Annotated in this window: 13 protein-coding genes; 10 read left to right on the forward strand and 3 right to left on the reverse strand. The window is 43.0% G+C overall.

The window, feature by feature from the left end; genetic code table 11:
- Positions 1 to 55: 55 nt before the first annotated feature.
- The gene (locus tag CKW02_RS01590) at positions 56 to 1,114 is read right to left on the reverse strand and encodes a DUF4352 domain-containing protein (RefSeq protein ID WP_003217128.1); all 1,059 of its coding nucleotides are present in this window, start codon (positions 1,112 to 1,114) and stop codon (positions 56 to 58) included.
- Positions 1,115 to 1,651: 537 nt separating this feature from the next.
- Here CKW02_RS01590 and CKW02_RS01595 point away from each other — a divergent pair.
- Together CKW02_RS01595 and CKW02_RS01600 are read left to right on the forward strand one after the other, a co-directional pair.
- Positions 1,652 to 2,080 (forward strand): cell wall hydrolase, encoded by a 429-nt coding sequence (locus CKW02_RS01595; protein ID WP_003217242.1) that lies wholly within the window; start codon positions 1,652 to 1,654, stop codon positions 2,078 to 2,080.
- Positions 2,081 to 2,199: 119 nt separating this feature from the next.
- On the forward strand, positions 2,200 to 2,979 hold the full coding sequence (locus CKW02_RS01600; protein ID WP_003217170.1) for a glucose 1-dehydrogenase: 780 nt from the start codon (positions 2,200 to 2,202) through the stop codon (positions 2,977 to 2,979).
- 21 nt (positions 2,980 to 3,000) lie between these two features.
- Here the strand turns inward: CKW02_RS01600 and CKW02_RS01605 are convergent, their stop codons facing one another.
- Positions 3,001 to 4,041 (reverse strand): acyltransferase family protein, encoded by a 1,041-nt coding sequence (locus CKW02_RS01605; RefSeq protein WP_003217250.1) that lies wholly within the window; start codon positions 4,039 to 4,041, stop codon positions 3,001 to 3,003.
- A gap of 184 nt (positions 4,042 to 4,225) precedes the next feature.
- Positions 4,226 to 5,218 carry an LLM class flavin-dependent oxidoreductase gene (locus CKW02_RS01610; RefSeq protein ID WP_003217206.1) on the reverse strand — a complete coding sequence of 331 codons (993 nt, stop codon included), beginning with the start codon at positions 5,216 to 5,218 and terminating at the stop codon, positions 4,226 to 4,228.
- A 412-nt stretch (positions 5,219 to 5,630) separates the two neighbouring features.
- Between CKW02_RS01610 and CKW02_RS01615 the strand changes: the two genes are divergently transcribed.
- From CKW02_RS01615 to CKW02_RS01650, 8 genes are all read left to right on the forward strand, one after another.
- Positions 5,631 to 6,233, forward strand: coding sequence for a TerD family protein (locus CKW02_RS01615; protein ID WP_003217266.1), 603 nt, complete (start codon positions 5,631 to 5,633; stop codon positions 6,231 to 6,233).
- A gap of 20 nt (positions 6,234 to 6,253) precedes the next feature.
- On the forward strand, positions 6,254 to 6,835 hold the full coding sequence (locus CKW02_RS01620; RefSeq protein WP_003217119.1) for a TerD family protein: 582 nt from the start codon (positions 6,254 to 6,256) through the stop codon (positions 6,833 to 6,835).
- Between the two features lie 42 nt (positions 6,836 to 6,877).
- A complete protein-coding gene (locus tag CKW02_RS01625) occupies positions 6,878 to 7,456 on the forward strand; it encodes a TerD family protein (RefSeq protein WP_003216935.1) in 579 nt (192 codons plus the stop codon).
- Positions 7,457 to 7,611: 155 nt separating this feature from the next.
- Positions 7,612 to 8,337 (forward strand): TerC family protein, encoded by a 726-nt coding sequence (locus tag CKW02_RS01630; RefSeq protein ID WP_034620781.1) that lies wholly within the window; start codon positions 7,612 to 7,614, stop codon positions 8,335 to 8,337.
- A gap of 98 nt (positions 8,338 to 8,435) precedes the next feature.
- Positions 8,436 to 9,626: an HpcH/HpaI aldolase/citrate lyase family protein gene (locus tag CKW02_RS01635; protein ID WP_003217235.1), complete on the forward strand. Its 1,191-nt coding sequence runs from the start codon at positions 8,436 to 8,438 to the stop codon at positions 9,624 to 9,626.
- Positions 9,616 to 10,947, forward strand: coding sequence for a phosphoribosyltransferase family protein (locus tag CKW02_RS01640; RefSeq protein ID WP_003216940.1), 1,332 nt, complete (start codon positions 9,616 to 9,618; stop codon positions 10,945 to 10,947). The genes CKW02_RS01635 and CKW02_RS01640 overlap by 11 nt, the downstream gene beginning before the upstream one ends.
- Complete coding sequence (locus CKW02_RS01645; protein WP_034620706.1) at positions 10,940 to 12,049, forward strand: cysteine protease StiP family protein; 1,110 nt, start codon at positions 10,940 to 10,942, stop codon at positions 12,047 to 12,049. Before CKW02_RS01640 ends, CKW02_RS01645 begins: the two co-directional genes overlap by 8 nt.
- The gene (locus CKW02_RS01650; protein ID WP_095117738.1) at positions 12,046 to 12,861 is read left to right on the forward strand and encodes an HAD family hydrolase; all 816 of its coding nucleotides are present in this window, start codon (positions 12,046 to 12,048) and stop codon (positions 12,859 to 12,861) included. The genes CKW02_RS01645 and CKW02_RS01650 overlap by 4 nt, the downstream gene beginning before the upstream one ends.
- Positions 12,862 to 12,869: the final 8 nt, after the last annotated feature.

A 12,869-nucleotide genomic window follows, 5' to 3' on the forward strand; every position in this document is an offset into this window, starting at 1 on the left:
TATAGGATCAAACGAAAAACGTTAACAAAAAACCCCCGGCATCGGGGGTTTTTCCTTAGTTCTTGATGAACTTTTCAACCAATGAGCTTGTTTTGTAATCGTTCAAATCAAGTTTCCATTGGTCGATGTCATTTTTCTTCATGTTGACTTCTACTGTTTCTTCAGAAGATGATGGTCCTAATTTTTTGAACTCTTCTGGGTAGATCGAGAGTAGGTATTTTTGAGCTTCATCGTAAGAAGCTGAACGGTTTTTGCTGTAGAACTCAGTCGCTTTTTCTTTTAAACGATCGACAAGCGGGCTTGCATCAATTGGTGTAAGAGTTACAGTCACAACAGCTTTATCACCACTGATCGCTTTTGTTTTTGTTGATACTTTTGATTTTTCAGCTAATGTTTCTTTCACAGCTTTTAGAAGCTTATCAAGGTTTTCGTCCTTCGCTGAGCTAGAAGAAATACCTGATGACGTGATGTAGCCTTGTTTGAATGATTTATCAAATTGGTTGACTACAGTTGATTTGTTATCACCTGTTAGTTTTTCGAACTCGTCGTTATTCTTACCGAAAATCATCACATCAATATAAGAAGAAAGAGCTTTTGCAGATGCTTGAAGTGTATCTGCTTTTTTCATTAAGTCTTTACCTTTAATATCGAATTCTAGTGTTTTGTCATCTTTTTTAGAACCACTACCTGGCTCATTGTACACAAGCTGATAGTCTTTGTCTTTATCAACAACAAAGAAAAGACCGCCTTTTGATACTTTGTCTGCATTTAGAGAGCTTGAAGATAATACTTCATTGTAGTCATCTGGAGAGATCGTAGACACCTGTGAGTCATCTTGATAAAGCGTAAAGTTGCTTTTGTCAACATTTAGAGGCTCTTTGCTGATATTTTTTACAGATACGTTCACTTTTAGTACATACTGATCATCCTGTACAGATGTATCGTATTGAGGTGGTAATGTGTACTCAGCACTTTCTACCTTTACCTCTGCTGCATCAAGAGATTTTGTATCTTTTTCCTTTGCAGCTGACTTTTCTTTTCCACCACTACAAGCAGCAGCGACAACAGTGACACATAAGATCAGAAGAAACAGGGATAATTTCTTTTTAAACATGACGTGTTTTCCTCCTCGGGTTTATGATGAATTTCATTGAAAAGCTTTAGTTCATATCATTCTTTTTGCACAAAAAGAAAAATACTGTATGTTTTTTACTGTAGAATGAAGCGAAAGTACTGTCAATACTTCAGTGCGTTTCTAAGGTCGCACAGCTTCAAGTAGTAAAAATGACACTAAGTTGAAAGGAGAAACTTGTAAAATATGATTTGATGTCTCCTGTAAAAACTCAATATTTTATATTTTAAGGTTTTGAGTCGGATTGTTGAATAGGTTCAAATGACTGTTTTTGATGCTGGTGTCGCAATTAGAAGGATTTTTATGACTTGTAAGTGAGTCTATAGTAATGAATATTTTTTCCTGTAATGTGCATGATCACTAGGTTTGTGTGTTGTTGGCAGAGAGACACATGTCCAGCAAAATGTTGAGGTGTTTAGACAGGCTCTCGACACGGAATGTGTCTTTTCCCTTCAAAATGGCAGTCATCTACACAGAAACCCTACATAAAATAAAAGAGAAACGAATGGAGGTGGATGTATGGCAGTGGTAAGAGCGACAAGCTCTGATATTGACCTCATGGCCAGACTGCTGAGAGCGGAGGCAGAAGGTGAAGGGAAGCAAGGGATGCTGCTTGTAGGAAATGTGGGCATCAACCGGTTGCGTGCCAACTGCTCTGACTTTAAAGGGCTGCGTACGATTCCACAAATGATTTATCAGGAGCATGCATTTGAAGCAGTCACGCATGGTTATTTTTATCAACGAGCACGAGAAACAGAAAAAACACTTGCACGGAGGAATATTAACGGAGAACGATTTTGGCCAGCAAAATTCAGCCTTTGGTATTTTAAGCCGCCTGGTAATTGTCCACCGACATGGTACAATCAGCCGTTTGTGGCAAGGTATAAGTCTCATTGCTTTTATCAGCCAACCGCTGAAACTTGTGAAAATGTCTATAACACCTTTTAGCTTGATGAACAGCACAATCCTCTTAGTCAACGATTGCAGAGGATTGTGTTTTTCTTTTTTTCAAAATGGGTAACCATTGTGTATCAACAAGATGAAGCACGTGATAGGAGGAAATAAAGATGTATCAAGATTTAAAAGGGAAAACAGCCATTGTCACAGGTTCTTCAAAAGGAATCGGACAAGCCATCGCATTACGATTTGGACAAGAGCAGATGAATGTGGTTGTGAACTATAAAGGTGATGAAGAGGGTGCTGAAGAAACGGTCCAAGCCATTCAGCAGCGCGGAGGTAGGGCGGTGAAAGTACACGCAGATGTCTCCAAAGAGGAAGGAATTCAATCCATCATGGATACAGCACTGGAGCATTTCGGAACAGTCGATGTGTTCGTCAATAATTCAGGCTTTAATGGTGAAGAAGCGATGCCGCATGAGATGACGCTCAAGCAATGGCAAAAAGTCATTGATGTCAATATCACAGGCGCCTTTTTAGGGGCAAAGGCCGCAATTGCCTATATGATGGAGCATGACATCAAAGGGTCTATTTTAAATATATCCAGTGTCCATCAGGAAATACCGCGCCCGTTCAATGTTCACTATTCCACTTCCAAAGGCGGAATGAACATGATGACAAAAACGCTGGCTCTTGATTATGCAGAAGCAGGGATTCGGATCAATGCAATTGCACCAGGTACAATGGCGACCGAATCGAATGATGATTTGCAGGATGAACAGAAAAAACAAAAGCAGCTTGAAAAGATTCCGATGAGAGCATTTGGTGAACCGAAGGAGATTGGGTCCGCTGCTGCATTCCTCGTATCTAAGGAAGCTTCGTATATCACAGGCACCACTTTATTTGTAGATGGAGGAATGACGCTTTACCCTTCTCAAATCAATGATTAATCCAAAAAAACATCCGCCCAATTAGCCGGCGGATGTTTTTTGTTCGTAGCGGTGTGCGGCTTTGGCTGGTTTGCCGAGTAGTATCGGGTATTTGCTTAGGAAGGAGATACATGGCACCATAAGCAGCAATGTTCCGATCGTGTAAAAGAGAGTCCAAGAGAGCTGCGCTGTATCTGCAATATTGATGCCAAGCCCATAATAAACAAATGCTTTCATGATATCGATGCCGGCAAATTGCAAGACAAGAATAACAATGGAATTTCGTCCGAGATACGTCAAAATAGGGGACGTTTTGAATTTAAAGCTTAAATAAATCACGGCAGCTGAACCGAGCAGTGCACATGCATAGAAAAGAAAGAGATCACCATAGTCGTTCACGCGCATATCGACACGCGAATTAAAGCTTTGCATGTAAGCCGTCAGTACAAGCAGGCCTGTACATAGAAGAAGGGTTGGGTCTGTTTTTAATTCCACAAACCATTGCTTTGCCAAAAATCCGATTGAATAAAACACAACAGCCGTCAAGGCGACATTGGCATTCCACGGCAGACTTTGGTCTAAAAGCAAGGTTGAGGCATATCCAGCACCTCCGAAAAGGACGGTCAGTAAGATCAAGACAGCAGGTTTCCCTTTTGTCAGACGGTGCATAAAGAAAAAGATCATTTCCACTAAAAAGAGTGTCGTTAAAAACCAGATGGCTGGGTTATGCGTGAGTCTAGCTTCATCTGCATTGGATATAAAAATACCTGTAAACGGAACGAAAGGGTCAATATCCGTTTGTCCCTTAAAGGCAAAAAAACGAGTAACGGTGAACCAAAAAACATACGTAATAATGGAGAAATAGAGATAGGGCAAGAGTAAGCTCTTGGCTTTCTTCTGAATAAATGACAGAGCAGGGCGTGAGGATGATCGAAACATCATGCCGGATAGTAAAAAGAAAAGCGGCATATGAAAAGAGTAAATGAATTGCTTGAACGAATCTGGAATGGGCACATGCGCCATGACCACGAGTAGAATACCGATCCCTTTAGCCGCATCGACCCATTCGAGTCTCTTATTCATGGCCTGTCATCTCCTTCCTTCTAGCGTCGTAAACGGTTCTTTTATATGTACCTCTACTATATAAAAGGTACACCCCTTATGCGTTTACAGTTCGCTAACGATTAGAAGACACATTTGCGATCAGATGACAGGCGGAAGGATTTTGACATCTTGATGTTACATTTCCCATTTCAGCCCTTTGGCTTCAAAATAAATCGGCGATTCGTTTGAAGGAGCGCTGTTTTTCGATCGGATCAAATGAATTGTTTAGAATCATGATGTCATCCGTTTGATAGCGTTCCATCAATATAAGTAATTGCTCTTTCACCGTTGCCTTTGAGCCGACGATCATCCGCTGGCGGTTTAGTAACACTTTTTTCTTTTCCTGCGAGGTGTAGTGATAGGTACTGGCTTCTTCTATAGAAGGTACGCGGCTGTCTAGTCCTTTTTCAACACGCAGCAGCCATAAATCTGTACTGCTGGCGATCCGTTCGGCCTCTTCATCGGTTTCACTACAAATGACAAACACGGCAAACATAGCGTGCGGCTGGGTGGAAAAGACAGATGGAGAAAAGTGAGACCGATACGTCTCAAATGCTTGTTTGCCGCGTGCAGGGTGGATAAAGTGACCAAAAATATAGTTGATCCCAAGTTCCGCTGCCTGCATGGCGCTATTTTCTCCTAGACCAAGCAGCCAAACCGGCGGATGAGCATCAACAAGCGGAGAAGCCTTGACTCCTGCATGCGGGTGCCCAGAAGGAAGGCTGTCTGATAAGTAAAATAGAAGATCCTTCAGCTGGCGGTCAAACTGAGACAGGTCTTTATGCACGCCGTCTGTCAAAGCCAGTCTCGTCCTTTCAATCCCGCCCGGAGATTTACCGACACCGATTTCAATTCGTCCAGGATACAGAGCCTCAAGCTGCCGGGTGACCTCTGCTACTTTAAAGGGGCTGTACTGCGGAAGTAAAATGCCGCCAGACCCGGTACGTAAGGTCGATGTATGAGCGGCAATATGTGCCATTAATATTTCAGGTGCTGTACTAGCGAGCCCTCTTGTGCTGTGGTGTTCAGCAAACCAATAACGCTCATATCCAAGCGTTTCCGCAAGCTGAGCCAGCTGCGTTGTGTGAATCAATGTCTCTTGCGCTGTCTGACCTTTAGGAATAGCGACTTGATCTAATATGTGAAGTGATGGCATCATCAACATCCTTTCGATAATACGTTGGATATAAGTATAAAGAAATCCACGGATGGAAGGAAACGAAAGGGTTTATCCTTTGATCTCATGCTTTATCTTTTCTATATCAACATATGAAACCACTTCAATACGCTATTTATCAGCAAGAGCTGTGGACGAGAATTTTCGACAATGTTTCACATGAAACACTTCATTTACGACATGAACCATTTTCAACATGGATCTTTCGTTAAAAAAATATCATCTGTTTGAAACCTATCTTGAACGTAGATCGTATATACTAGTAAATAGAAAAAAGAGTAAGAGGCTCCAATGTCATTTCATGAATTTTGTCGAATTTTCATGTATGATGATTTTAATAGGGTCCATCGCTTAATAAATAGATTTTTATTATGCTGGAGGAGTGATTGATTTGGCGATTACATTAGAAAAAGGTCAACGTATTGATTTAACAAAAGGGAAGGCAGGACTAACGAATATTCTAGTTGGACTTGGCTGGGACCCTGTATCACAAGGCGGCGGATTTTTAGGAAAGCTGTTTGGCGGCGGAGGCGGCGCTGATATTGATTGTGATGCTTCAGTGCTCATGCTGAAAAATGATAAGTTTACGGAAAATAAAGATTTGATTTATTTTGGCAACTTGAAAAGCAAATGCGGCAGTGTCGAGCATACAGGCGACAACCTGACTGGTGAAGGAGACGGAGATGATGAACAAGTCCTCGTCAACTTGAGCAAGGTGCCGGGCAATGTGAATAAATTGGTGTTTGTTGTGAACATCTATGATGCACTAAGAAGAAATCAACACTTTGGTATGATTCAAAATGCGTACATTCGCATCGTTGATCGTTCAAACAATCAAGAATTAGTGAAGTATAATTTAAAAGATGAGTATGAAGGGAAAACATCATTAATCGTCGGAGAGCTTTATCGTCATGAGAATGAGTGGAAGTTTGCGGCTGTTGGGGACGGTACAAATGATGCGAAGCTTGCCGATATTACGAGAAACTACATTTAATTAGAAGGGAGAGGTTCCTAGTGGGAATTTCTTTAGCGAAAGGTCAAAAAATTGATTTAACAAAAACAAATCCAGGTTTAACAAAAGTGGTCGTTGGTCTTGGCTGGGATGTCAATAAGTATGACGGCGGACAAGACTTTGATCTAGACGCAAGTGTATTTCTTTTAGATGCGGCAGGTAAGGCAAGCTCACCATCTGATTTTGTCTTTTACAATCAAACAACTGGCGGTGGCGGCAGTGTCGTTCATACAGGCGATAACCGCACTGGTGAAGGCGACGGAGATGACGAGCAGGTCAACATCGACTTATCAGCTGTACCAGCGAGTATTGAGAAGATTTCATTTGTCATCACGATTCATGATGCAGAAGCGCGCAGTCAAAATTTCGGACAAGTCACGAACGCATATGTGCGCATTTTAAATGCAGCATCAAATGAAGAGCTCATTCGCTATGATTTGGCGGAGGACTTTTCAATTGAAACAGCGATTATTGTAGGTGAATTATACCGTCATGGCGGAGAATGGAAATTCTCGGCTGTTGGATCGGGCTATCAAGGCGGACTTGCCCGCATTGCAACAGACTTCGGTTTAGATATCGGGTAACGACCCGTTTTCATATTTTCAGGAGACAGGAGAGATACGAATATGGCGATTCAGCTTTCAAAAGGACAACGTGTCGATTTAACAAAAACCAACCCAGGACTGACGAAAGTGATGATCGGTCTTGGCTGGGATACGAATAAATATTCTGGCGGAGCCGAATTTGATTTGGACGCTTCGGCATTCTTAGTGGATGCAAACAATCGTTGTCAGCAAGACACAGATTTTGTTTTCTATAATAACCTTCAGCACCCAAGCGGCAGTGTCACTCATACAGGTGATAACCGGACGGGTGAAGGAGATGGAGATGACGAGCAAATTCTCGTTGATTTCTCAAAAATTCCTGCTAACATTGATCGTATCGGAATTACAGTGACGATTCATGATGCAGAGACGCGCAGCCAGAATTTTGGACAAGTCTCAAATGCATTTGTTCGTGTTGTAAATGAAGAGGGCGGGGAAGAATTGATTCGCTTTGATTTAGGGGAAGACTTCTCAATTGAAACGGCTGTCGTAGTGTGTGAATTGTACCGACACGAAAGCGATTGGAAGTTTAACGCGATCGGAAGCGGATTCTCTGGCGGACTTGCAGCTCTTTGTCAAAATTATGGGTTAGAAGTATAAACGAGAGAAACAAAATTCAAGAGGCGCTGCCAATGACTCATATGAGGGCCTTTTCCAAAGTGAGAAAGAAACAGCGATCAAGAATAACAGCAGGCGAAAGCCTGCTGATGCTTCTACACTTATAGGAGGAAAACCAGTTGGACATTTTGAAACATATGTGGGCAGAGGTATTAACAAACCCTGTCTCTTGGGGGCTCATTGGGACCCTTGTTGTGCTTGAAGGATTGTTATCAGCAGATAACGCACTTGTATTAGCTGTCATGGTGAAACATTTACCAGAAAAGCAGCGTAAAAAGGCATTAACCTACGGATTAATTGGCGCTTATTTCTTCCGTTTTCTATTCATTGGCGTGGGGATGCTGCTTATTAAGTTCTGGTGGATTAAGGTTCTCGGAGCTGCATATTTAGCATGGCTTGTCATTAAGCATTTCTGGTTAGGTGACGGCGATGACGAAGCGAAGGAATTGAAAAAAGAAGGCTGGATGATTCGCGTATTTGGCGTGTTCTGGGCAACCGTTATTTCTGTGGAAATTATGGACCTTGCCTTCTCGGTGGACAGTATTCTTGCGGCATTCGCTGTATCTGAGGAAGTATGGATTCTTCTATTAGGCGGAATGCTTGGCATTCTCATGATGCGTACAGTGGCACAGTTATTCCTTGTCCTCATTGACCGTATCCCAGAGCTTGAGAATACCGCGTTTATTCTCATCGGGATTATTGCCATCAAAATGGGCTTAAGTGCTGCACATATTGAAATTCCGCATCTTGCATTCTTTGCGATTATTATTCTAGCGTTTATCGGAACGTTTATTGTTCATAAAATCAATAAGAAGAAACATCAAGATGTGACAAACGAAGCTGCGGCTTCAAAAGAAGAATAGAATAGGACGATCAAAAAGGAATGGAGTTGACTAGCGGCTCCATCTTTTTTGAATCATCAGGTTATTGATTTTCTCTAAACAACAGGAGGTGGCACAGCATGCGGTATTTTCGTTTTTTATCAGAGGCGAGGCAGCACGATCTTTTTTTCAAGCGGCCGGGGGCGATGCATTCACTGACACCGAGGCATGTACTTGCGCATGCATTAGGTGCTACTTTGTATATGCCTGCGACAAGACAAGATATAGCAGATATGCTGCTGTCGCAGAAATATGAAGCGCTTTGCTCTGTTGTATTTTGCTTGGAGGATGCCATCGGTGATCAAGAAGTGGACATGGCTGAACAGAATCTAGTGGCACAACTGGCCAGTCTCAAAGAGAAAGTCACGCATGCGCCTGAAACGGCTGAACATTTGCCTCTTATATTTATTCGCGTTCGTTCGCCGAAACAGCTGCTCAAAATGGCAGACTTGCTCGGTTCCTCTCTTCAATTACTTACCGGTTTTGTGTTCCCGAAGTACTCGGTTCATAATGCGAAGGATTATTTGGACAGTCTGAAACAGGCATCGTCCCAAACGCAGACAACACTTTATGGGATGCCCATTTTGGAAACACCTGATTTACTAGAAAAAGAAACAAGATATACGGTGTTGTCAGAGTTAAAGCAGATCTTGCTGAATGACGAGGAATATATTTTGAATATTCGCATTGGGGCAACAGATCTTTGCGGTTTGTACGGGATTCGCCGTGATCGTGACACGACCATTTATGAAATTAATTTAATTGCTGATCTGATCACAGATATCATCAATTATTTTGGCCGTTCCTTTGTGGTATCAGGTGCTGTGTGGGAGCATTTTGGCCCTGCACGAAAGGAACAAAAGCCATTCATCCGGGCACTTTCTCATAAGAGTGGTGAATCGTCTTCATCTGAATTTGATGACGTACAAGGTTTACTCAAGGAGACAAAACTCGATGTGGCTAACGGCATTCATGGAAAGACGGTCATTCATCCAACACATCTCAAGCCGGTTCAAAGCATGTATGTTGTAACGAAGGAAGAGTATATGGATGCAATAAGCATTCTGGAACATGCAGACGGCACAGTTGGCGTAATGAAGAGTACCTTCTCTAATAAAATGAATGAAACGAAGCCCCATTACAGATGGGCAGAGCACATTTTAATGAAGTCAGATATTTACGGGGTGTTTCATGAAAATAGAAGCTATATCGACATACTCACAGAAGCAGAAGCCGCATACGCTGAGCATCTTGGAACATATGGAAGTTGAACTTGTTCTCAAAGAAGGTGCGCTTCAGCTAGAAAAAGAGCATCTTTTTGACATGGCTGCAAGGGTGAACAAAAAAAGAGCCTTTTTATTCGTTAGTAAGGTGCTCGGTAAGCACATTCCTGTTCATCCAGTAAAACCGCTCCTTGTCTCGGGTCTTTTAGCCATGGCGTATGCCAAAGAGCAAACAGGCAAGACGTCTCCATATCAAGAGCTTTTAGTAGAAGCACTCAAGACGGATGACCACACGGTATTAACTAAAGCCTACGAAGCGCTCAAAAAAGAGAAGCTTTTAATAGGAAAACAGCCGATCGTGATCGGCTTTGCAGAAACAGCCACAGCTCTTGGTCACGGTGTGTATGACGTATTAGAAGGAGCATCTTACATTCATACGACACGTGAACAGCTGCTGGATCTTGATCCTTCATTGGTATTTGAAGAAGAGCATTCGCATGCAACGGATCAGCTTTGTTATGCAGACGAAGCATTACTTCGCACAAACCGTCCCATCGTGCTAGTAGATGATGAAGTCACGACAGGTCGTACGAATATCAATATCATTCAGGACCTTCATGCAAAGCACCCACGGCATTCTTACACGATTCTTTCTATTTTAGACTGGCGGACAGAGGAGCACGAGAAAGCCATGTGTGAGCTTGAAAAGGAGCTTGGTATTCACATCACCTCATTGTCTTTATTAAAAGGGCAAATGGTTTTTCGAGGCAAAACGCTGGATGAACCAGCTTATTCGTATGAGATAGCTGAGCAAAAGGATCTGCCAAGTCTCTCTGTTCACTCCCTTCAATCTTTCTTTCAGCAAGAGCCATATGCACGTTCTCATGCAACCAATTCGGCTGGTCATTCGCCATATATACATGAAACGGGTCGTTTTGGTTTAAACGCAGCAGATACGGCAGTCATCGACCAAGCAGCTGCAGAGGCTGGACTGAAACTGAAGAAGGAACGCAAAGGAAAGCAGACACTTTGTTTAGGAACTGGTGAGCTGATGTATGTGCCGATGAGAGTGGCTGCACATATGGGAGAAGGTGTTCTCTTTCATTCAACGACGAGAAGCCCAATTCATCCCGTTGAAAAGGATGGATACGCTGTTCAAAATGGGTTCACCTTTGTGAGTCCAGAGGATGCTCGAATTCAGCACTACGTGTACAACATACCAAAAGGTCAATACGATGATGTATTTCTCTTCTTTGAGAAAAAGGTCTCTCAGGAGGTATTGCTTCCGCTTGTTCATTTATTTGCCGAGCGGCATGTGAAGCATGTGCATATTGTGACTTTATCAGACGAGGTGAAGGTGAATGGCTAATGTGTATACAAAGATGGGAAGCTATCCAGAGCAGGATGTAACCTTCTTACTCAAAGATTTATCATCCATTGAGATGGAAAAAAGTACAGAGGAGCGGGAGCGTTCGATTCAGAGTGGTGCGCATTATTCAGAAATGCTGCCGATTGAATATAAACCAACGGAATCTTATATGGATTTATTCTATGAATCTCTGAAAGAAAGTAAGGAGAAGGTAGCAGAAGCGGTAGCTGTTGTAGCAGAACAGATTGTGAAAAAGCGAGGCTTCCAAACGGTGCTTTGCAGTTTGGCTAGAGCGGGAACGCCGATCGGGGTACTCATCAAACGATATATTCGAAAGACATATGGTCTTGAACTGCCTCATTACAGCATCTCGATTATTCGTGATCGAGGAATAGATGAGAATGCGCTACATTATATGCTCAAGGAACATCCGGGCTATGAGATTGCCTTTATTGATGGATGGACCGGAAAAGGTGCGATTTCGAGAGAGCTCCAAAAAGCGGTGATTGATTTTGAAAGAAAGTACGGTATCCGTCTTTCTAGTGAACTAGCTGTACTCGCTGATCCTGGCTATTGTACACATGTCTACGGAACGAGAGAGGACTTTCTCATTCCAAGTGCTTGCCTGAATTCGACTGTATCTGGACTTGTTAGTCGTACGGTACTAAACAACCGCTGGATCAATGCCGATGATTTCCATGGGGCAAAATATTATGAAGAGCTGCTTGATGAGGATGTGTCCAATCTGTATGTGGATACAATTGAAGAAGCATTTTCTAGCCTCGAACCAAATGTAGGAGAGAAAGCAGAGACCATCCTCACGCAAGGAATGCCTGCGGATTGGCGGGGAATGGCGTCCATTGAAGCGATCGGTCAGGAGTTTCAAATTGAAAATACCCATTTGATTAAGCCGGGTGTTGGTGAGACGACCCGTGTGCTGCTGAGAAGAATCCCTTGGAAAATCTTGATACAGCCTGGGTCTCAGGAGAAGCTAAAGCATATTTTGCTTTTGGCAGAGGACAGAGGCGTTCCTGTCATTGAATATGCCAATATGTCCTATACGTGCTGTGGACTCATTCGTCCGCTGGAGCAGACGTCATGAAGACAAGTGCGTTTGCCAGCGATTTAGACCGGACACTGATTTACTCACATCGAGTGCTGGATCAGTATGTGTATGAAGGAGATTATGCTTTAGTTGAGATGCTGGATGAACGTCCGCTTTCCTATATGTCGGTTGAAACGAAGAAGTCTTTGCAGACGATTCATCAATTGGGCTGGTTCATTCCAGTGACGACAAGAACGACCGCTCAGTATGAACGGATCACCTTCTTTCAGCAAGAGCTCAAACCGGAGTATGCTATCACGACAAATGGGGGCTGTATCCTTCATCATGGCAAGCCGCTTGAGGATTGGCAGGTCATTGTTGATGAGAGGCTCAAATTGTGTATGTCAGTCAGACAGATGCTAAGAGCCATCTCCGAACTGCCAGTTGCAGCATGGGTGAAGCGTACCCGGACAGCAGAGGGAAGATTTCTTTATTTGATTATGAAAGATGAGTATCTTTCTCGCATTCCACTTGCTGAATTGAAGCAGTGGGGCGAGGAAAGAGGCTGGCAGGTGTCTCTACAAGGGCGGAAGCTTTATTTTATTCCGGCACCGCTCAATAAGTGGGATGCTGTTGCTTTTCTAAAGGAGCGGCTGGAGCTTGAATATGTATATGGTGCGGGTGATTCCCTCTTAGATGCAGGTCTCATTCGTCAGGCAGATATGGGCTTTGCCCCAAGGCATGGAGAAGTGCTCGACTTTGATCCATTGCTTGAGCCGACAGCAGCATCTGGCATGGCAGCAGCAGATGAAATCACCGCTTGTGTCATGAACCAGATGACGACCGCAAAAAAGCCTTCGATTCGATAGCAGAAGTA

The sequence above is a fragment of the Bacillus pumilus genome, from assembly GCF_900186955.1.
GTDB classification, from domain to species: domain Bacteria; phylum Bacillota; class Bacilli; order Bacillales; family Bacillaceae; genus Bacillus; species Bacillus pumilus.